General features: G+C 49.6%; 19 protein-coding genes and 1 riboswitch. Of the genes, 8 read left to right on the top strand and 11 right to left on the bottom strand.

The window, feature by feature from the left end; translation table 11 throughout:
- Positions 1-222 precede the first annotated feature (222 nt).
- A complete protein-coding gene (gene gcvT / locus ACKOVI_RS05260; protein WP_509603024.1) occupies positions 223-1,311 on the top strand; it encodes a glycine cleavage system aminomethyltransferase GcvT in 1,089 nt (362 codons plus the stop codon).
- On the opposite strand, the gene ACKOVI_RS05255 is transcribed toward gcvT, so the two are convergent.
- The 4 genes from ACKOVI_RS05255 to ACKOVI_RS05240 are packed head-to-tail and all read right to left on the bottom strand — an operon-like array spanning position 1,282 to position 4,946.
- The gene (locus tag ACKOVI_RS05255; protein WP_509603023.1) at positions 1,282-2,064 is read right to left on the bottom strand and encodes an ECF transporter S component; all 783 of its coding nucleotides are present in this window, start codon (positions 2,062-2,064) and stop codon (positions 1,282-1,284) included. The two genes, gcvT and ACKOVI_RS05255, sit on opposite strands and share 30 nt — an antisense overlap.
- Positions 2,061-3,671 (bottom strand): ABC transporter ATP-binding protein, encoded by a 1,611-nt coding sequence (locus ACKOVI_RS05250; RefSeq protein WP_509603022.1) that lies wholly within the window; start codon positions 3,669-3,671, stop codon positions 2,061-2,063. Before ACKOVI_RS05250 ends, ACKOVI_RS05255 begins: the two co-directional genes overlap by 4 nt.
- Entirely contained in the window at positions 3,668-4,411 is a 744-nt protein-coding gene (locus ACKOVI_RS05245) for an energy-coupling factor transporter transmembrane component T family protein (RefSeq protein ID WP_509603021.1), read from the bottom strand. The genes ACKOVI_RS05250 and ACKOVI_RS05245 overlap by 4 nt, the downstream gene beginning before the upstream one ends.
- Positions 4,412-4,415: 4 nt before the next feature.
- On the bottom strand, positions 4,416-4,946 hold the full coding sequence (locus ACKOVI_RS05240) for an SCO2322 family protein (RefSeq protein WP_509603019.1): 531 nt from the start codon (positions 4,944-4,946) through the stop codon (positions 4,416-4,418).
- A 61-nt stretch (positions 4,947-5,007) separates the two neighbouring features.
- Positions 5,008-5,157, bottom strand: a riboswitch (adenosylcobalamin (AdoCbl) riboswitch).
- Positions 5,158-5,222: 65 nt separating this feature from the next.
- Between ACKOVI_RS05240 and ACKOVI_RS05235 the strand changes: the two genes are divergently transcribed.
- Positions 5,223-6,224 (top strand): aldo/keto reductase family protein, encoded by a 1,002-nt coding sequence (locus ACKOVI_RS05235; protein ID WP_509603018.1) that lies wholly within the window; start codon positions 5,223-5,225, stop codon positions 6,222-6,224.
- Here the strand turns inward: ACKOVI_RS05235 and ACKOVI_RS05230 are convergent, their stop codons facing one another.
- Entirely contained in the window at positions 6,225-6,776 is a 552-nt protein-coding gene (locus ACKOVI_RS05230) for a DUF3043 domain-containing protein (RefSeq protein ID WP_509603016.1), read from the bottom strand.
- An 8-nt stretch (positions 6,777-6,784) separates the two neighbouring features.
- Entirely contained in the window at positions 6,785-7,933 is a 1,149-nt protein-coding gene (gene nadA, locus ACKOVI_RS05225; protein ID WP_509603015.1) for a quinolinate synthase NadA, read from the bottom strand.
- A 60-nt stretch (positions 7,934-7,993) separates the two neighbouring features.
- Here nadA and erpA point away from each other — a divergent pair, with 60 nt between their 5' ends.
- Entirely contained in the window at positions 7,994-8,353 is a 360-nt protein-coding gene (gene erpA, locus ACKOVI_RS05220) for an iron-sulfur cluster insertion protein ErpA (protein ID WP_509603014.1), read from the top strand.
- 29 nt (positions 8,354-8,382) lie between these two features.
- Positions 8,383-9,360, top strand: coding sequence for a carbohydrate kinase family protein (locus ACKOVI_RS05215; protein ID WP_509603013.1), 978 nt, complete (start codon positions 8,383-8,385; stop codon positions 9,358-9,360).
- On the opposite strand, the gene ACKOVI_RS05210 is transcribed toward ACKOVI_RS05215, so the two are convergent.
- The gene (locus tag ACKOVI_RS05210) at positions 9,349-10,407 is read right to left on the bottom strand and encodes an aminotransferase class V-fold PLP-dependent enzyme (RefSeq protein WP_509603012.1); all 1,059 of its coding nucleotides are present in this window, start codon (positions 10,405-10,407) and stop codon (positions 9,349-9,351) included. The genes ACKOVI_RS05215 and ACKOVI_RS05210 overlap by 12 nt on opposite strands.
- Positions 10,408-10,466: 59 nt before the next feature.
- Here ACKOVI_RS05210 and ctaC point away from each other — a divergent pair, with 59 nt between their 5' ends.
- Genes ctaC through ACKOVI_RS05190 form a run of 4 tightly spaced genes read left to right on the top strand, consistent with a single transcriptional unit; the run spans position 10,467 to position 14,229 of the window.
- Positions 10,467-11,231, top strand: coding sequence for an aa3-type cytochrome oxidase subunit II (ctaC, locus tag ACKOVI_RS05205; RefSeq protein WP_509603011.1), 765 nt, complete (start codon positions 10,467-10,469; stop codon positions 11,229-11,231).
- Entirely contained in the window at positions 11,231-12,892 is a 1,662-nt protein-coding gene (gene ctaD / locus ACKOVI_RS05200; RefSeq protein WP_509603010.1) for an aa3-type cytochrome oxidase subunit I, read from the top strand. Before ctaC ends, ctaD begins: the two co-directional genes overlap by 1 nt.
- A 3-nt stretch (positions 12,893-12,895) precedes the next feature.
- Positions 12,896-13,312, top strand: coding sequence for a cytochrome c oxidase subunit 4 (locus ACKOVI_RS05195; protein ID WP_509603009.1), 417 nt, complete (start codon positions 12,896-12,898; stop codon positions 13,310-13,312).
- 26 nt (positions 13,313-13,338) lie between these two features.
- A complete protein-coding gene (locus tag ACKOVI_RS05190) occupies positions 13,339-14,229 on the top strand; it encodes a DMT family transporter (protein ID WP_509603008.1) in 891 nt (296 codons plus the stop codon).
- A gap of 34 nt (positions 14,230-14,263) precedes the next feature.
- On the opposite strand, the gene qcrB is transcribed toward ACKOVI_RS05190, so the two are convergent.
- From qcrB to ctaE, 4 genes are all read right to left on the bottom strand, one after another.
- Positions 14,264-15,853 carry a cytochrome bc1 complex cytochrome b subunit gene (gene qcrB, locus ACKOVI_RS05185; protein ID WP_509603007.1) on the bottom strand — a complete coding sequence of 530 codons (1,590 nt, stop codon included), beginning with the start codon at positions 15,851-15,853 and terminating at the stop codon, positions 14,264-14,266.
- Positions 15,850-16,845, bottom strand: a complete 996-nt coding sequence (qcrA, locus tag ACKOVI_RS05180; protein ID WP_509603005.1) for a cytochrome bc1 complex Rieske iron-sulfur subunit — start codon at positions 16,843-16,845, stop codon at positions 15,850-15,852. The genes qcrB and qcrA overlap by 4 nt, the downstream gene beginning before the upstream one ends.
- 4 nt (positions 16,846-16,849) lie before the next feature.
- Positions 16,850-17,641, bottom strand: a complete 792-nt coding sequence (gene qcrC / locus ACKOVI_RS05175) for a cytochrome bc1 complex diheme cytochrome c subunit (RefSeq protein ID WP_509603004.1) — start codon at positions 17,639-17,641, stop codon at positions 16,850-16,852.
- A gap of 26 nt (positions 17,642-17,667) precedes the next feature.
- A partial coding sequence (gene ctaE / locus ACKOVI_RS05170) for an aa3-type cytochrome oxidase subunit III (RefSeq protein ID WP_509603003.1) occupies positions 17,668-18,216 on the bottom strand: 549 nt, incomplete at its 5' end.

Here is an 18,216-nt window from a genome sequence, read left to right as displayed (position 1 = left end):
CCGAGGTCATTCAGTGTTGCTATGAGAGCCTTTGAATCTAAAGCTAAATCGCCTGATTCGATAGTGAGCGCGCCCTTGCCAGATTTGATTGAGACTCCTACGACGAGAATGTCATCCTTAACAATTCCATCTGAAATCTTGATCGTTGACATAACGCTCCTTCTGTAGCTCGGCTGCGGGTTGTAATCGAGTTTTCCGCCTGCGCAAGTGTAAGTTGTCTTTGTGAAAAACTCACCATTGCATCAGAAACATATCGACCTTAGCGCGAAGATGGCCGATTTCGGTGGTTGGCTTATGCCGATTGAGTACCCAGGCGCAGGTGTCCTTGCAGAACATGCGGCCGTTCGCGAACGCGTTGGACTCTTCGATGTATCGCATTTGGGCAAAGCGAGCGTCAAGGGCGCAGGAGCACTCGAATTTCTTAATACCCAGGTCACTAATGACCTCAACCGCATTATCGACGGCCAGGCTCAATACACGATGCTCTGCAATCCCGATGGCGGCGTGGTCGATGATTTGATCGTCTATCGCAATACAGCAGAGGATCTCTTTCTTATCCCTAATGCCTCAAATACGACAGAGGTCGTTGCAATCATCAAGGCGGCAGCGCCTGCAGGTATCGAGGTAATGAACCTTCACGAACGCCATGCAGTTCTTGCGCTTCAAGGTCCACAGGCAGCATCAGTGATCGAATCTTTAGGTGTAATTCCCACAATGGATTACATGGCCTTTGCGCACGTTTCCATCGCAGGATGCGATGTCATTCTCTGTCGCACTGGTTATACCGGCGAGCACGGTTATGAACTAGTTCCTCGATGGGAAGATGCCTCAGTTGTCTGGGATGCGCTCGTAGAAGCAATGAAGCCGTTCGATGGTCTTATCTGTGGACTTGGTGCACGCGATACCTTGCGCACCGAAATGGGTTACCCACTCCATGGCCATGAGCTCTCACTGGAAATTTCTCCCGTGCAAGCAGGCTCTACCTGGGCAGTGGGTTGGAAGAAAGAGTCTTTCAGGGGTTCTGATGCACTTCGTTCTGAGCGGGAGAATGGTCCGCATCGTATTTTGCGGGGACTGCAAGCTACCGATCGAGGCATTCCTCGCGCAGGAATGGATGTAAAAAATAGTGATGGCAAGGTAGTCGGCATTGTCACGAGTGGAACTTTCTCACCGTCACTCAAAAAAGGAATTGCACTCGCACTGGTCGAGCCAACTTACCTTGTCGGTGACTCTTTGATTGTTGATGTTCGAGGCCGCGATTCAAGTTCGACGGTTGTTGCGCTACCGATGGTTGAGTCGCACGTCCGCTAATTGAACGAACTCTGCATGGCTTGCAAACGCTGCCTTGTGTCGTGCTCGTCGTAGCGCATTGAGAGCTGGCTTTCCTGCAATAAGAATCAACACCAAGGTAATTGTCGCTCGGGGAAGATCCCAGGCAAGCGCTGAGAGAAAGTGATACTGGAAGAATCGCGATAGGTTCTCACCAATTGGATCGCCGACTTGATAGGACAGCTCTGTTCCGCTTCCGAGTGACCATGGCCAGAACTGAAGATCCATTGCGATTCCAAAGAATTCCGCAGCACATACTCCGTAGATTCCGAGAAGTACGACTTCAATTCTGCCCGTTGTTCTCTCTGGAATAAGACCCACACCGAGACCGATAAGCGCTGCTGCAAATACTTGATAGGCGAGCCACGGTCCAATTCCTCCCGTTAATAAGGCGGAGAAAGTCATGCTGATTGCACCTAGTAGAAAACCGAATGTCGGACCAAGAACTCGAGCAGCCAGAATGAGGGCAAACCACATTGGTTCGATTCCAATAGCTCCAATTCCGAGTGGTCTCAGCGCCGCAATGAGAGCAGAGAGAATTCCGAGGAATGCAATATTTTTTGAGCTGAGTTGATCTTCTGAAACCAAGAGAACAATCAACAACACCATAATGGGCGTGCATGCGAGAAAGAGCCAACTCGCCTTATTTGCCATAGCTTGCGTAGGGACAAGAAAGGGCCAGAAGAATCCGCCACAAGAGAGCAGCGCTAAAAAAGTTATCGATAACTTCTTCACTGAGAGCCACTGTTTTCTACAGCGTTTAATACATCTCCGACCGTGAGCCAGCGCCTTGGTGACATCACCTTGGCAACTTGAGGTGCAAAGGCAGGGGATGCAAGTAGTACTTCAAGAGTAGAACCATCGGCGACTTTTTCACCATCGGCGAGAAAGACCGTTCGGTCTGCAACTTCGGCCACAATTTCAACATCATGTGTTGCCATGAAGATTGAAGTGTTGGCATCACGCGCAAGACGGTAAAGCTCTCGCATGAGAAATGTCTTAGCTTCGTAATCCAGTCCACGTGTTGGTTCATCGAGAACCAAAAGTTCCGGTGAAGTTGAGATAACAATGGCTAGCACTAAAGCCAAGCGCTGACCCTCTGAAAGTTCACGCGGGTGCGATGTTTCAGAAATCGTTGGAACTATTCTTTTGAGTAAAGAAAGCGCAGTGCCTGCGGGTACGTCATTATCTTTATCTGCACGCGCACATTCATCTGCAACAGTTGTCAGGTAGAGGAGATCGCCGGGTTCTTGCGGGATATACCCGATGCGGCGAGAGCGCTCTTTCGGTTTAAGGGATTGAATCGATACACCAGAGAATTGAATGGCACCGCTATCGCCTTTGTGGAGTCCAACGATAGATTTGATGAGAGTGCTTTTACCGGCACCGTTTCGACCCATCAGCGCTGTTATCTCACCACGATGGAGGAGCAGGTCAATATTTTTGAGTGCGGCGAAGCCCTCATAGCTTGCAGTCAGCTGCGATATCTCTACCAGTTGCCCACCTGACTGGTGTTGTGGTCTCTCGTATTCAGCAAGATTGCTACGTAAGTTCTCAGTAATGCGTCGAACTTCGCGTGTACTTGTGCCAACATCGACCAGTTCTAATTCACGAGTCAATCGCACGATTGGTGGCACTAAATCTGTGAGGGTCAAGATTTGTGACGGAGCGCCAATGGATGATTTTCCATCTGCCTCAATCAGCAGAATTCGATCGACATAACCAATAACACGCTCTAATCGATGTTCAGCCAGTACTACCGTGACACTTAAATCGTGAACAAGTCTGTGAAGAATCGCCAAGATTTCTTCTGAGGCAATCGGATCGAGCGCACTTGTTGGTTCATCCAAAAGCAAGACCTTTGGGTGCATCACGAGCGCACACGCGATGGCAAGTCTCTGTTGTTCGCCACCACTGAGGGTTGCAATGGTGCGTTGTCGCAATGGAGCTAACCCAACTTGGTCGAGCGCTTCTTCAATGCGCTTACGCATGACATCTTCAGGAAAATTGAGCGATTCCATGCCAAAGGCGAGCTCATCTTCAACAACATCCGTGACAAAGGTATCAATGGGGTTCTGGCCAACTATTCCGACGACTCCCGCTAATTCACCAGGCTTAGTGGTGCGAGTAGATTTTCCGTCGACAACGATTTCGCCCCCGAGAATGCCGCCAGTGTGATGCGGAACGAGCCCATTAATCAGACGCAACAGTGAGGATTTTCCAGATCCCGTATGCCCCATAACCAGTACCATCTCGCCCTCTTGAATTTCAAAGGAGAGATCCTCAATCACCGTAGTGGTGGAGTGTGGGTAGATAAGTGAGACTCTAGAGAAGGTAATCACAGCACCACCATCACAAGTGAAGTTGTTAATCCGCAGAGAATGTAGGCAAAATCTCTGGGGGAGTAATGGATAGCTCGATATCGGCTTTGTTGTGAAGATTGACCGAAACCACGAGCCTCCATGGATTCTGCAAGGTTTACTGCTCTTCCTAAACTCTCCTCTAATAGCGGCAGAGCGATTGAGGAGATTCTTGGCTTCTTTCCACTTCTAATAAATTGGGCACTTCTAATTCTAGAAATACTCGAAATCATTTGTGGAAAGACAGATGTAGCGATCACCATCGTGACAGCGAGTTGATAAATTCTTGAAGGAAGAACCCGCAAAAGTTTATGAGGGCTGGTTACTGAGTTTGCTGCACCAAAGAGGGCAATCACCGTCGCGATGATCAGACCTTCATGGAGCGAAGATGACAATCTCTCCCATGTCACAGGACCTCCGATACGAATGCCTGGCAACCAACTTGGAAGGTGAACTCGTGGAATTTCAAAGAGAGTCTTACCTGGTCTAGGAACCCCGATGATGATGCCTGTTACCGCACGGATTGTGAGCAGATAGAGGCCTGCGACCAGCGACCATTGGAAACTCTTGGACCACGGACCTTCTTGCTTATGAAAATGAACTATGAAAGCTGCTCCACCCATTGCAACTACTGCACACGCAACGCTATCTGAGGTAACAACAGAAACAGTAAGCGCTGTAAAAATTGCCCAGAAAGTCAGTGGGTGGAACGGCTTCTTCATAAATCTACTTCTTGAGCAATGACTTAGGGGTAGTGATTTCTACGCCGCACTCTTTTGCGGGATAGCCATTGAAGCCACAAATCAAACCTGAATCAGCGCTGCGGACATCAACCTCTTGTGCAAGAACATCAATGCCCTGAGATTCCTTGGCCGTGACAACACAACGAACTATTGTCTTCTTGATCTTCTCTCCCTTGGGAGCATATGCAGCTGCACCGAAATCGATAACAAGACCAATGCGCTTTAAGCCAGCCTGCGCCTTTGTCTTGCCACAGATTGCGTTAAAGGAAGGCTTTACTGATGGGGGAGTTGAAGGAACATCATCACTGCTGAAGGTGAAGATCCATCCTTCGACTGATCCATCTGCAATATCGACAGTTGGCCCTGTCATTGCCGCCTTCCAGACCGAAGTCTTTGCCGCAGCTTGGTAGTAACCCCAATAACGCCAACCTTTAGCGGCGGCTTGCGCGGGGGCAATTGTTGTCTGTGAAATGAGAGCAGCTACAAGCGCTGCGATAAGAGTGAATTTCTTCAATCTGGAGCTCCTATAAATAGAGAGTCTCACAGGGGTAGTTGGCAAAGGTCATAGCAACCCGTACGACTACGCCCCGCAAACCTCGGCGGGTGTTGGTCAAAGAGAAGAGTTAGGTAATCCGACTTAAGTTATAAAAACTCATACGGTTGCGGGTCAGCGTCGGAATCGCACCGAACTTCCCCTAAAAATTCTCGGTCTTCCATATTCAGTTGTGTGCGTACCAAACCACATGGCCGAACCATTGGCAATCACCAACGCACCCCATACGATTGCAATATGGAATATCGCCGCTTAGGTTCAACAGGAATGTATGTCTCTGAAATCTCTTACGGAAACTGGATCACTCACGGTTCTCAAGTTGAATCCGAGGCAGCCATTAAATGCGTGAGAACCGCTCTCGATGTGGGCATCACTACCTTTGACACCGCCGATGTTTATGCCGGTACCAAGGCCGAAGCCGTACTCGGACGTGCACTCAAAGGTGTTCGCCGCGAGTCATACGAGGTCTTTACCAAGGTGTATTGGCCAACTGGAACCGGCAAGAATGATCGCGGACTTTCCCGTAAACACATTATGGAATCTTGCAATGCATCCCTGAAGAGATTAGGCACAGACCATATAGATCTCTATCAAGCACATCGATTCGATGTCGAAACACCTCTTGAAGAAACTCTCAGCGCTTTCAATGATTTGATACGTCAGGGCAAAGTTAGCTATATCGGATTCTCTGAATGGAATGCACAACAAATCAAGGATGCGCTCAAGATTCAGGATGCACGTGGATATAACCGCTTCGTCTCCAGCCAGCCACAGTATTCAGCGCTATGGCGAGTGATTGAAGCCGAAGTTGTTCCTCTTTCACGTAAAGAGGGAATCGGTCAGATTGTGTGGTCGCCGATGGCACAAGGTGTTCTTACTGGCAAATATCTTCCTGGTAAGAAAGCGCCAGCAGGTTCACGCGCCACAGATAAAAAGTCAGGTGCAGATTTCATCTCTCGCTGGATGAAGGAGGAAGTTCTAGAGGCGGTTCAACGCCTTAAGCCAATCGCAGATGATGCCGGCCTCACCATTGGTCAGCTAGCAATTGCCTGGGTCTTGGCTAATGACAATGTTTCAAGCGCAATTATGGGCGCTACCAAGCCATCACAAGTAAAAGAGAATGTGAAAGCCTCTGGAGTGAAGTTATCTGCAGATCAATTGAAGGCGATTGATACCGCACTAGGTAACTTGCCCGAGCGAGATCCTAAGAAGAACGAGAGTCCAAACCCGCGCGCTTAGTTAAATCTTGTCGCCTGCTTTTACCTGCGGCTTTGGAGCGCGCATACGGCGCATCTGAGTCGAGCGAAGCCATCCATAAATTCCGAGGCCTCGAGTTGGTTGGCCTGGAAACTTAGCCTTAACAAGTTTGCGAATCTTTCGGTTGAGGCGCACCCCATCAAGGACCGAGATAAGAAGGACTGTATACATGATTGCAATCGAGATTACTTGCGTCATGGGAACCTGAGGCAAGCCTTCAGCATTGGTCGTTGTCTTTGTTGGAATCATCGTGAGAATCAAAACCACGAAGATGATTGGGAGAAAGAATTCGCCGATTGATCGACGCGAATCGATGTAATCGCGTACAAACTTCTTAACTGGACCGCGATCGCGAGCAGGTAGTGCGTTTTCGTCACCGCGCAGATAAGCCGCTCGAGCTGCAAGACGTGCAGATTTCTGAGCCTCGCGTGCGCGCTTCTTCTCTTCCTTTGTCTTTATAGGGGCGAGTGAGTGATGCTTAGAAGTTGCATCCTTGCGCTTCGGTGTTGGTCGGTTCTTCTTGTCGTCAGTCATGGCGGAAACTATAGGGCGAGCATTTGCTCGAGTGCCATCTTTGAATATCGCGCCGTCTGCGCATCTACCTTAATCTCGTTGACAACTGTGCCCGCAACGAGGGATTCAAGAGCCCAGACAAGGTGAGGCAGGTCGATGCGGTTCATGGTTGAGCAGTAACACACTGTTCGATCGAGGAAGTAGACCTTTTTATCGGGATTGGCTGCGGCTAATCGGGAGACAAGGTTGAGCTCTGTTCCTACAGCCCACTGTGTACCGGGGGCAGATTCAGAGACTGTCTTAATTATCTTCTCGGTGCTACCTACGACATCAGCCGCAGATACAACTTCATGTTGGCATTCAGGATGCACGATAATCTTGATCTCTGGGATGCGAGTACGGAAATCTTCGATTGATTCGCGAGTAAAACGACCGTGTACCGAACAATGTCCGCGCCACAAAATCATTTTCGCATTCTTGATTTCAGCTTCAGTGAGGCCGCCCTGTGGTTTCCAGGGATTCCATACAACGCAATCTTCGGGAGACAGTCCTAGATCGATGATTGCAGTATTTCTTCCGAGATGTTGGTCTGGGAGAAAGAGAACTTTCTCGGCCTTACCAAAAGCCCAGCGCAGAGTCTTCTCGGCATTGGAAGATGTACAGATGGTTCCGCCGTGCTCGCCAGTAAAGCTCTTGATTGCGGCAGATGAATTCATATAGGTAACTGGAACAGTTGCTGCAGCTACGCCAAGTTTTTCAAGTTGGCTCCAGCAATCATGAACCTGAGATGCGGTAGCCATATCCGCCATAGAACACCCTGCTGCGAGGTCAGGGAGAATTACTTTTTGATGATCGCCGGTCAGGATGTCAGCGCTTTCGGCCATAAAGTGAACGCCACAGAAAATAATGTATTCAGCTGCACTTTGCGCAGCAGCCGATTGAGCCAATTTAAATGAGTCTCCGGTGATATCGGCGAAAGCAATTACTTCATCGCGCTGATAGTGATGACCCAAGATCAACACTTTGGAACCGAGAGCAGCTTTCGCCGCAGCTGCTCGGGCGACCAGAGTGGGATCGCTTGCTTCAGGTAGTTCACCAGTGCATGAGACTCCACGCTCTGAAGCCAAGTCAGAGCCTTGGCCGAGCAGCAGAAGTTGCGCCAGTGATGTTGAAGACATGCGCAGATTCTCCCGTTTTTCGAGTCGCTTCGGCAACCCGACGCGGGTATTCTTCAGCACATGACTACAGAGACAACACAAGCAGTAAACCTCACAACAGGCATCGCTTTGACAGATGCTGCATCTTCAAAGGTGGCATCACTGCTCGCTCAAGAAGGCCGTGATGACCTCTATCTCCGTGTCGCTGTTCAGCCAGGTGGCTGTTCAGGTCTTCGCTACCAGCTCTACTTTGATGATCGCAATCAAGATGGTGACATCACTCGTGAATTCGGTGCGGTGAAGGTTGTTGTCGACAAGATGTCAGATCCTTATCTCATGGGTGCAACTGTTGATTTCGTTGACACTATCGAGAAGCAAGGCTTCACAATTGATAATCCCAATGCACAAGGTTCTTGTGCATGTGGCGATTCATTTAACTAATTCATCGTCACCTGTAGTTAAATCCACCCATGAGAATTGGCGTGGCAGGTTCAGTCGGGTTAGATCACTTAATGACTTTCCCTGGAAAGTTCACCGACTCACTTGTTGCCGGTTCATTAGAAAAAGTCTCGCTCTCATTCCTGGTTGATGGCTTAGAGGTTCGTCGCGGTGGATGTGCGGCCAATATTGCATTTGGAATGGCCAACCTTGGCCTCAATCCCGTGCTCATAGCAGCCGTCGGAAAGGACTGGGCGGATTACGATGCCTGGCTTTCGCGCCATGGTGTAGATACGTCACACGTTCTTATTTCTCAAGAGCAGTACACCGCTCACTTCACAGTTACTACAGATACAGAGCTCAATCAGATCGCATCCTTCTTCCCAGGGGCTATGTCAGAGGCTCGTAACATCGAGCTGGCACCCATCATGGCGAAGACAGGCAAATTCGATTTGCTCGTCATTTCACCGGACGATCCAGAAGCGATGCTTCGCCATATGGAAGTAGCGCTCGAAAATAATATTCCTGTTGCAGCCGACCCATCACAACAGATGGCTCGTATGTCTGGCGCAGAAATTCAAAAGCTCATCAATGGCGCTACTTATCTCTTTATGAATGAGTACGAACTAGCTCTTGCTATTCAAAAGACCGGGTGGAGCGATCACGAAATTCTGCAGCGCGTGAAGTATCGTGTCGTTACGCAAGGTTCTGCTGGTGCTCGTATCGAAAGCATTGACGGTGAATTCATCAAGGTGACTTGTGCAAATGAGAAAGCGAAGGTTGACCCAACAGGCGTTGGCGATTCTTTCCGATCTGGCTTTGTGGCCGGCCTCGCCTGGGGATTAAGCCATGAACGCTGTGCCCAGCTTGGCTCCATGATTGCAACGTATGTCATCGAAACCATGGGAACTCAGGAGTACCGCTTCACCAATGCTGAATTTCTTGCTCGTTTTGAAGAAGCATATGGTGCAGATGCAGCGGTGGAAGTAGCTGCTCACTTACCTGCGTAGTTCGCTCAGCACTTCCTTCATTGTATGAACTGCCTTATCGACATCTGTGTGTGTATGGCCGGGGTGAAGGGTCATCCGTAAATGACCGGTAGTTGGATATCCCATTGCTGCAATCACATGGCTGGGGGCAAGGTCTTCAGGCGAGCAAGCAGAGCCTGCATCGATAGCGATTGAACGCTGCAAGAGGGTACGGAGAACTTCTTCCGCTGAAATGTCATCGACAATAATCGAAATATGTCGAGAGTGGATTCCACTGTGTTTTGCGAGGACAGTTACTCCAGGAATCTCTTCTAGAAGATCGATGAAGTAAGCACGCATACTCGTTAAGGATTGAGCATTCGAAACGAATTCTTTGATGGCGACCGCCGCACCAATAAGAAGTGGTAGTGAATATGTTCCCGGAACCCGAATCGGTGCGATGTGAGGTAGTGGATATGAGAAGTTCTTAGAGTCTTCAATATGAAGGAGACCAATCCCTGCCGGGCCATTCCAAGATTGTGCATCGAGAGTTGTTGCAGCAAATCCACCTACGAGCTTTTCTGTTGGTATGGCGCGGGTTGCATCAAGAACTACATATGAATAGTGGTTGCGCCAGTGGTCGAGATCTTGCGTTGCACCTGTTTCGCCGTTACTAGCTTGAAGAGAGATGACCGAGTGGCGAGGAAATGTGAATCCTGGCTCAACAAGGATGCCGTTCGCATCTATTCCAATAAGGCGGCCTTCGACATCATTCTGACGCGCGATAGCGCGAATCTTGCCGACGTCGGCCGAAGATAGATAGAGAGGAAGTTCTCCTCGGCTAAAGCCTTGCAAGGCCAGAAAGTGCACCAGGGCGGGCTCACCTACGACCTCTAATTTTTCGGGGGAGGTTCCTAGAACTTTGGCAATCTCGCCTTTGGCGCTCTGGGTCAGAATAGAAGCCTTGCCCGCTGATTGTGATGCCTTCTTCGGGTCGGCCCACCCTTGTTCGAAGGCGGCAGAAATTGCCTCTCGGACTGCAGGGGAGAGAGGGGCTTCCGAGGTGAAATTTCCTGTGAGGTGAGCCACCCAAGGAACGATACCTGTTCCTGCAACTACTCAGCGCTTACGCCACTATCCTTAGCGCTATGTCTGCACCTAAAAAGCGCACCCTGGTTGGCCTACTTGGAGCTCTCGTAGCTTCAGCCTTCCTTAGTGGATGCTCATTGAAGTCGAATGATATTTCCGGAATGGGTTACCCAAAGAACACATCGAGCGTGAACGATATTTCACTCTCATTGTGGCAGGGTGCCTGGATTGCAGCAGGAGTCGTGGGTGTCATTACGCTCATCTTGATTCTCTGGCCTGCGTTCTTCCATCGTAAGAATGATGCGAAGAAGGGTGAATTCCCTAAGCAGACTCAATACAACATCCCGATTGAAATTATCTACACAATCATTCCTTTCATCATCGTGGCTGTGCTCTTCTACTTCACCGCAACGAAGGAATCAAAGATTGTTGATCTCAAGACTCCGGCACAACATGAGATTTCAGTAGAAGGTATTCAATGGTCGTGGCAATTCGGATACCCAGAAGCCGGCAAGGACGCTGTCGTAACTGGAACTCCTGAGAATCCGCCAACTCTCTACCTGCCACAGGGTGAGAGCGTTCGTTTCACTATTACATCAAACGATGTGGTGCACGGTTTCTGGATTCCAGCATTCATGATTCAGATGCAGAATCTTCCGGATCGCACAAACCACATTCAGTTCACTGCAAATAAGCTCGGAACTTTCCCAGGCCGATGCAACATTTTGTGCGGACGCAATCACGCTCAAATGATTTTTAAGGTCAAGGTTGTGACACCTGAGCAGTATCAGAAGTACATCAACTCATTGAAGGCAGGCGCTTAATGACTACATTTGCTGACGCACCTACGATTACAGCACCTCGTCAGGGTGTTGAGCGTAAGGATTCTTGGGGTACTCAGTTTGTAAAGACTGTGACTTCAACCGATCACAAGCGCATTGGTTACCTCTATCTTGCAACCTCATTCACCTGGTTCCTCGTCGGTGGAATCCTCGCGCTCTTCTTGCGTGCAGAGCTGACACGTCCGGGCATGCAGTTCATGAGTAATGAGCAGTACAACCAGATCTTCACAATGCACGGCACCATCATGTTGTTGATGTTCTCTACCTCGCTCTTTGTCGGCTTTGCCAATGTGATCATGCCTCTCCAAATTGGAGCTGCAGACGTTGCCTTTCCACGTTTGAACATGCTCTCGTACTGGCTCTACTTCTTTGGTTCGTTGATGGCCGTCGGTGGTTTCTTAACTCCAGGTGGAGCCGCTTCCTTTGGTTGGACCGCTTACGCACCACTTGCAAATGCAACCTATTCGCCAGGTATCGGTGGAGACCTGTGGGTTATTGGTCTAGCTATTTCAGGTCTCGGAACAATTCTTGGTGGCGTTAACTTCATTACAACAATCTTCACAATGCGTGCACCAGGTATGACTATGTTCCGTATGTCAATCTTTAGCTGGAATACGCTCTTAACTTCAATCTTGATTCTTCTTGCATTCCCACCATTGGCTGCAGCGCTTCTTGGTCTTGAATCAGATCGTCTCTTCGGAACTCATATCTTCGATCCAGCAAATGGCGGAGCGATGTTGTGGCAGCACTTGTTCTGGTTCTTCGGCCACCCCGAGGTATATATCTTGGCCTTGCCTTTCTTTGGCATCGCAACCGAGATTTTGCCAGTCTTCTCACGTAAGCCAATCTTTGGTTACAAGGGATTGATTGCGGCAACCATTGCAATCGCAGCTCTATCTGTTGCTGTGTGGGCTCACCATATGTTTGCAACAGGCCAGGTCTTGCTTCCCTTCTTCTCATTTATGACCTTCCTCATCGGTGTTCCTACCGGTGTTAAATTCTTTAACTGGATTGGAACAATGTGGCGTGGCCACGTTTCATTTGAAACACCTATGTTGTGGGTTATGGGCTTCCTCGTCACATTCCTCTTCGGTGGATTAACTGGAGTCATCTTGGCTTCACCGCCACTGGACTTCGCAGTTTCTGCTACCTACTTCGTTGTGGCTCACTTCCACTATGTCCTCTTTGGAACAGTGGTCTTTGCAATGTTCGCAGGTTTCTACTTCTGGTGGCCAAAGTTCACAGGTCGCATGCTCAATGAGCGCCTTGGAAAGATTCACTTCTGGACTCTCTTCTTCGGCTTCCATACAACATTCTTGATTCAGCACTGGTTGGGCATTAAGGGCTTCCCTCGTCGCTACGCTGATTACTTGGCGTCGGACGGCTTCACCGGCATGAATATGATTTCAACCGTTGGTTCAGCTCTGCTGGCTCTCTCTATGATCCCGTTCTTTATCAACATCTGGATTACTCGCAAGAGCCCACTTGTTAATTGCGATGATCCATGGGGCTACGGAGCATCCCTTGAGTGGGCTACAAGCTGTCCACCACCGCGCCACAACTTCACATCAATGCCACGTATTCGTTCTGAGCGTCCAGCATTCGATCTCCATCATCCACACATTAAGACAGAGGGACACTAGTTCATGAAAGCTAATTGGAAACTTTTCGTTGGTCTAGCTGTCTTCTATGCAATCATGGCTGTTGTCTACACATATGTAACCGGTGCAGATGAACCGGTCGGAATCACGGGAATGATTCTGGCTTCATGCCTTGCTGCAATGGTGGGTTTCTATGTCTGGTTCACTCAGAAGCGCATTGGATTTGATATCCCTTCAGATGACCTCAATGCAGAGATTGCAGATGATGCTGGAGAGCTCGGCTTCTATAGCCCACACTCGTGGTGGCCACTACCTGTCGCTCTCAGCGCATGTGCGCTAGGCCTGAGTCTTGTAGTTGGATGGTGGCTCACGCTGATCACTCTTTCAGCGCTGATCGTGAGCATTATCGGTTTCGTCACTGAGTACGAGAAGCCACTTCCAACCTCTTCATCACATCACTAAGTAGTTCTCTCATACGATGAAGACCCTTGAGCGCTACGCTCTTGCCTAAATTGTCGCGCAAGGCAGAGTCCTTCGCTCCATGGATCTTTGTCGTTATCTGGTCATCTGGCTTCGTCGTAGCAAAGTATGCATTCAAAAGTTCTAATGTCATTTTCTTCCTCTCCGTACGACTTCTTATTGCAGCAGGAATCCTCGCGTTGATTACCAAGGCGCTTGGACAATCTCTCAAGCTCACACGCCAAGACCTCTACGCCTCACTGGCTATCGGAATTGCACTTCATGCGCTCTACCTCGGGGGAGTCTGGGAAGCGATTGCCCAAGGTTCACCTTCAGGAATTGCATCTGTAATCACCAGTCTCCAACCAGTGCTCGTATCGCTGATCGCAGTCAGGTTGCTAGGCGAAAGGCTCAGCCGGAATCAATTGTTGGGCCTCTTCCTTGGATTGGCAGGCGTCATTCTTGTCCTCGCACCTGCCTTCTCACGAACGGGGGAGATGACGGTAATCGCTTTAGCTCTCTTAATTGCAGCGCTATCGGGTTCAACATCTGCAACTCTCATGCAGAAAAAGTTAGGTCATTCGATTCCGCTTCTTACGGGCACCACATACCAATTTCTTATTGCAGGAATTGTTCTCGGAATCTACTCAGTTGCAGCCGGAAAAACTTCTATCGACTGGAATCTCGAGTCCGCCCTCGCAATGGCCTGGGCGGTTGTAGTCACTTCGCTGATTGCCATCCTGTTATTGCTGTGGATGTTGACTCACGGTAGTGCGGCTCGTGTCTCTAGCCTGCTCTATTTAGTACCGCCAGTGACTGCGGTTCAAGCATTTATCTTGTTTGGTGAAAAGCTAAACTCCCAGGCGATCATCGGTATTGCGATGACGGCCCTGGGGGTCGCTTTAGTGCAACGAGCGTAAAGCCATTCAAAAGCTTGCGTTTGAAATTGACTCGTTAGTGGTGTCCTTCTAGCTCTTTACGTTCTGTTTCGGTTGCCTTAGGAACTGCAACCGCAGTTGCTCGTGAGATGCGATTACGCAGCTTGTTCTTCAATGAACCAGGACGCTTCACGCCAGATGCATCGAACTCTGATAGCTCGAGCGGTGCAAGTTGCTCATGAGAGGTAAGAGTCCACGCCTGCTCTGCCGAGATAGGTTCGTGAACTTCAACGAACTCACCATGTGGAAGACGAACAAGGCGACCAGTCTCGCGACCATGAAGAACGAGTTCGCGATCAGCACGCTGCAATGAGAGGCAGATGCGCTTTGTAATCACGAAGGCAATAGGAGGTAATACAACAACTCCAATACGCGAGAACCACATCATCTGATTAATGGTGAGGTGGAAGGTGGTCGCAATAATGTCGTTACCGCCGTTCAGCAAGGAAACGAGCGTGAAGGTCAGTGCCATCGCGCCAAGTGCTGTGCGGTTCGGTGCATTGCGTGGACGATCAAGGAGATGGTGTTCGCGCTTATCGCCAGTAGCCCAGCTTTCGATGAATGGATAGAGAGCAAGGAGCGTGAACATGATGCCCGGCAAGATCAAACCTGGAATCAAGATGTTCCAGGAGATTGTGTGGCCGAAGGCATGGGTCTCAAGTGGTGGTGACATACGCACTAAGCCATCGAGCCAGCCCATGTACCAGTCAGGCTGAGAGCCAGCAGAAATCTGACCTGGCGTATATGGACCGTAGAGCCAAATTGGGTTGATTGACGCAACTGCACCGAGGAAGGCGGTGACACCAAAGACGATAAAGAAGAATCCACCAGCTTTAGCCATATAGATAGGCATCAATGGATATCCAACGACGTTCTTCTCTGTACGACCAGGGCCAGGGAATTGTGTGTGCTTCTGGTACCAGACGAGCATTAAGTGGACCGTAATCAGCGCCAAGAAGATTCCAGGCAGGAGAAGTACGTGCACTGTGTAGATGCGTGGAATAAATGCTTCACCTGGGAAGGCTCCACCGAAAGCAAAGAATGCAAGGTAGGAACCGACAAGGGGGAGGGCTTGAATAATAGCTTCAGCGATACGAATGCCAGTTCCTGAAAGCAAATCATCAGGAAGTGAGTAACCAAGGAAGCCTTCAACGATTCCGAGAGTGAGGAGACCGACACCGATAATCCAGTTGAATTCGCGTGGCTTGCGGAAAGCGCCAGTGAAGTAGACACGGAGCAAGTGAACAACGATTCCGACCATAAAGATCAAAGCGGCCCAGTGGTGAATCTGACGCATCAAGAGTCCACCACGAACTTCGAAGGAGATATCGAGTGTTGATGCATAAGCGGCAGACATCTCGAGACCCTTCAGTGGTGCATAAGAGCCGTCGTACACAACTTCCTTCATCGATGGATCGAACCAGAATGTAAGGAAAGTTCCAGATGCGAGAAGGATGATAAATGAGTACAAGCAGATCTCACCGAGAAGGAATGACCAGTGATCAGGGAAGACCTTGGTGAGGTTCTTCTTCATCCACTTTGCTGCACCAGTACGGTCGTCAACGTAGCTAGCTACATTGCCTGCAATTCGTTCGCGTGCTGTCATGATGAGCGCTCCCAGAAGCTTGGTCCAACAGGTTCGTTAAATGGTGCTTTTGCAATGAGGTACCCCTCTTCATCAACTGTGATTGCCAGTTGTGGGAGTGGGCGAGCAGCGGGGCCGAAGATGACCTTCGCTGCTCGAGTAACGTCAAATGTGGATTGGTGACATGGGCACAAGAGGTGCTTAGTCTGCTGTTCGTATAGTGCAACTGCGCAACCCATATGTGAACAAATCTTGGAGAAGGCGATGATGCCTTCATGCGTCCAAGAGAGTCGCTCGTCATCGAGGTTGAAATCTTCCGGACGAAGGCGAATGAGAAGCACTGCGTCTTTTCCAATATCGCTCAATGATCGGTGATCTTCGCCAGCTGGCAATTCAGGAAGAGTCTGTGCAACTGCACCGACTTCAAGGTCGGATGCTTTGATGGGGCGATCACCTGGGTCGGTGACCAGACGGGTGCCAGCCTTCCAGGATGTCTTGGTGAGATCGTCCTTTGGAAGTGGACCTAAGTCGCGTAGCAGCAAGAGCGGTGTCAGTCCTGAAAGGCCTAGAGCAAGACCGAGGGTGCGCTTGATGAGTGGTCGGCGGCCAAGACCGGCAGCACCGGCACCAGCCTTAACAGTCTTTACAAAGTCTGCACGATCTTCGTCAGGTGAGCGGAACTCGTGACGTTCTGCAATAACTTCGTTATCGGGCATCAAGGTCTTAGCCCAATGAATTGCGCCTGCACCAATGCAGAAGAGTGCAATTGCCATTCCTAGCCCCAAGAACAACTGATGTGCATTTGTTTCACCCATCACTGGAATGAAGATAAATGTATCTGTAGGAATGAAGATGTAGGAAGCAATGAGAAGAATTGTTCCCAAAGCCGAGAGGATAAAGAGAATAGCTACTTGTAGCTCTGCCTTCTTCGCATACTTCTCGTCGTCGTCTGCACGACGATGCACGTGCGCCGGAAGCCCTGGATCTTTGATGAGTTCGATTTCGTTAGACATTGATCTATCTCGCTTTCATCGCCAACCAGACTGCTACACCAATGAGCAATCCGATTCCTAGGGTCCATGCCAAAAGGCCTTCAGTTACTGGACCGACTCGGCCCAATGCAGCGCCACCAAGTTGTGGCTGTGACTCAGCGGCCTTGATCCACTTAATAATCGAAAGCTTCTCGTCAGCGGTAAGTGTCTTATCACTGAAGACAGGCATAGATTGTGGACCGGTAATCATCGCTTCGTAGATGTGCTTTGGTTCAACGCCCATGAGTGTTGGTGCGTACTTACCTTGAGTAAGTGCTCCACCTTGAGCGGCAAAGTTATGGCACATTGCGCAGTTTGTACGGAATAGTTCGCCGCCTTCAGCGACAGAGCCATCACGTTCGTAATTCAGCACTTCATCACTTGGAACTTCTGGTCCAGGTGCAAGCGATGCAACATATTGGGCAAGCGCGTTTACTTCCGCAGGTGTGTACACAGGCTTCTTGCGCATAGCTTGTTGGCTCATATCTGCCATCGGCATGCGACCTGTTCCAACCTGGAAATCGACAGATGCAGCACCAACGCCAATCAGCGATGGCGCTACAGCTCCACCTTCGGCATTAAGTCCATGGCATGATGAACACCCTTTGAGAAAAAGCTGCTTACCTTCTGCGATAGCGGCAGAACGATCTACTGCAGTTGTCGTGGTGTTATTTACCGCGCTAGCTACCTGGAAAGTTGTTCCGATAGTAAAGAGAGCGAAGACCAAAAGAATTGGTCCTGCCGCACGATGGCGACGTAGGCGTGATAGACGCTTCACTTGTATTCCTTCCTAGGGTTGATCATTTACTTGATCAAGTAGATAGCTGAGAAGAGGGCGATCCATACCACGTCAACAAAGTGCCAGTAGTACGAAACAACGATTGCTGTAGTTGCTTGACTCTGAGTAAATCGGCGAGCCTTTGCAACACGAAGCAGAACGATCAGAAATGCAATCAAACCACCTGTTACGTGAAGTCCGTGGAATCCAGTTGCAAGATAGAAGACCGAACCATATGCATTGGATGAAAGGGTGAGTCCTTCAGTTACCAATGATGCGTACTCGTAAATCTGGCCGGCGATAAAGAAGCCACCCATCAAGAAGGTAAGCGAAAACCACTCGCGCATTCCCCAGGAAGAAATCTTCAGGAGTGAACCGGTGCGACGTGGTTGATAACGCTCAGCAGCAAAGACACCAAACTGGCATGTCACAGATGATAGGACGAGAACGGTGGTATTGAGGACTGCAAACGGAATATTGAGAATCTCTGTCGACTCAAACCACACAGATGGACCCTGCACTGCGCGTGTAGTGAAGTACATCGCGAAGAGCGCGGCGAAGAACATGAGCTCGCT

It is taken from the genome of Candidatus Planktophila sp. (assembly GCF_046070465.1).
Lineage (GTDB): Bacteria > Actinomycetota > Actinomycetes > Nanopelagicales > Nanopelagicaceae > Planktophila.
This window is presented reverse-complemented; position numbering and strand designations above follow the sequence as displayed.

What these genes read in the sequence shown, in the direction of transcription:
- ACKOVI_RS05230 (WP_509603016.1), bottom strand. Translation starts at nt 6,776, where the DNA reads ATGACTGACGACAAGAAGAACCGACCAACACCGAAGCGCAAGGATGCA.
- ctaC (WP_509603011.1), top strand. Translation starts at nt 10,467, where the DNA reads ATGTCTGCACCTAAAAAGCGCACCCTGGTTGGCCTACTTGGAGCTCTC.
- ctaD (WP_509603010.1), top strand. Translation starts at nt 11,231, where the DNA reads ATGACTACATTTGCTGACGCACCTACGATTACAGCACCTCGTCAGGGT.
- qcrA (WP_509603005.1), bottom strand. Translation starts at nt 16,845, where the DNA reads ATGTCTAACGAAATCGAACTCATCAAAGATCCAGGGCTTCCGGCGCAC.
- erpA (WP_509603014.1), top strand. Translation starts at nt 7,994, where the DNA reads ATGACTACAGAGACAACACAAGCAGTAAACCTCACAACAGGCATCGCT.
- qcrB (WP_509603007.1), bottom strand. Translation starts at nt 15,853, where the DNA reads ATGACAGCACGCGAACGAATTGCAGGCAATGTAGCTAGCTACGTTGAC.
- ACKOVI_RS05235 (WP_509603018.1), top strand. Translation starts at nt 5,223, where the DNA reads ATGGAATATCGCCGCTTAGGTTCAACAGGAATGTATGTCTCTGAAATC.
- ACKOVI_RS05195 (WP_509603009.1), top strand. Translation starts at nt 12,896, where the DNA reads ATGAAAGCTAATTGGAAACTTTTCGTTGGTCTAGCTGTCTTCTATGCA.
- ACKOVI_RS05245 (WP_509603021.1), bottom strand. Translation starts at nt 4,411, where the DNA reads ATGAAGAAGCCGTTCCACCCACTGACTTTCTGGGCAATTTTTACAGCG.
- ACKOVI_RS05215 (WP_509603013.1), top strand. Translation starts at nt 8,383, where the DNA reads ATGAGAATTGGCGTGGCAGGTTCAGTCGGGTTAGATCACTTAATGACT.
- nadA (WP_509603015.1), bottom strand. Translation starts at nt 7,933, where the DNA reads ATGTCTTCAACATCACTGGCGCAACTTCTGCTGCTCGGCCAAGGCTCT.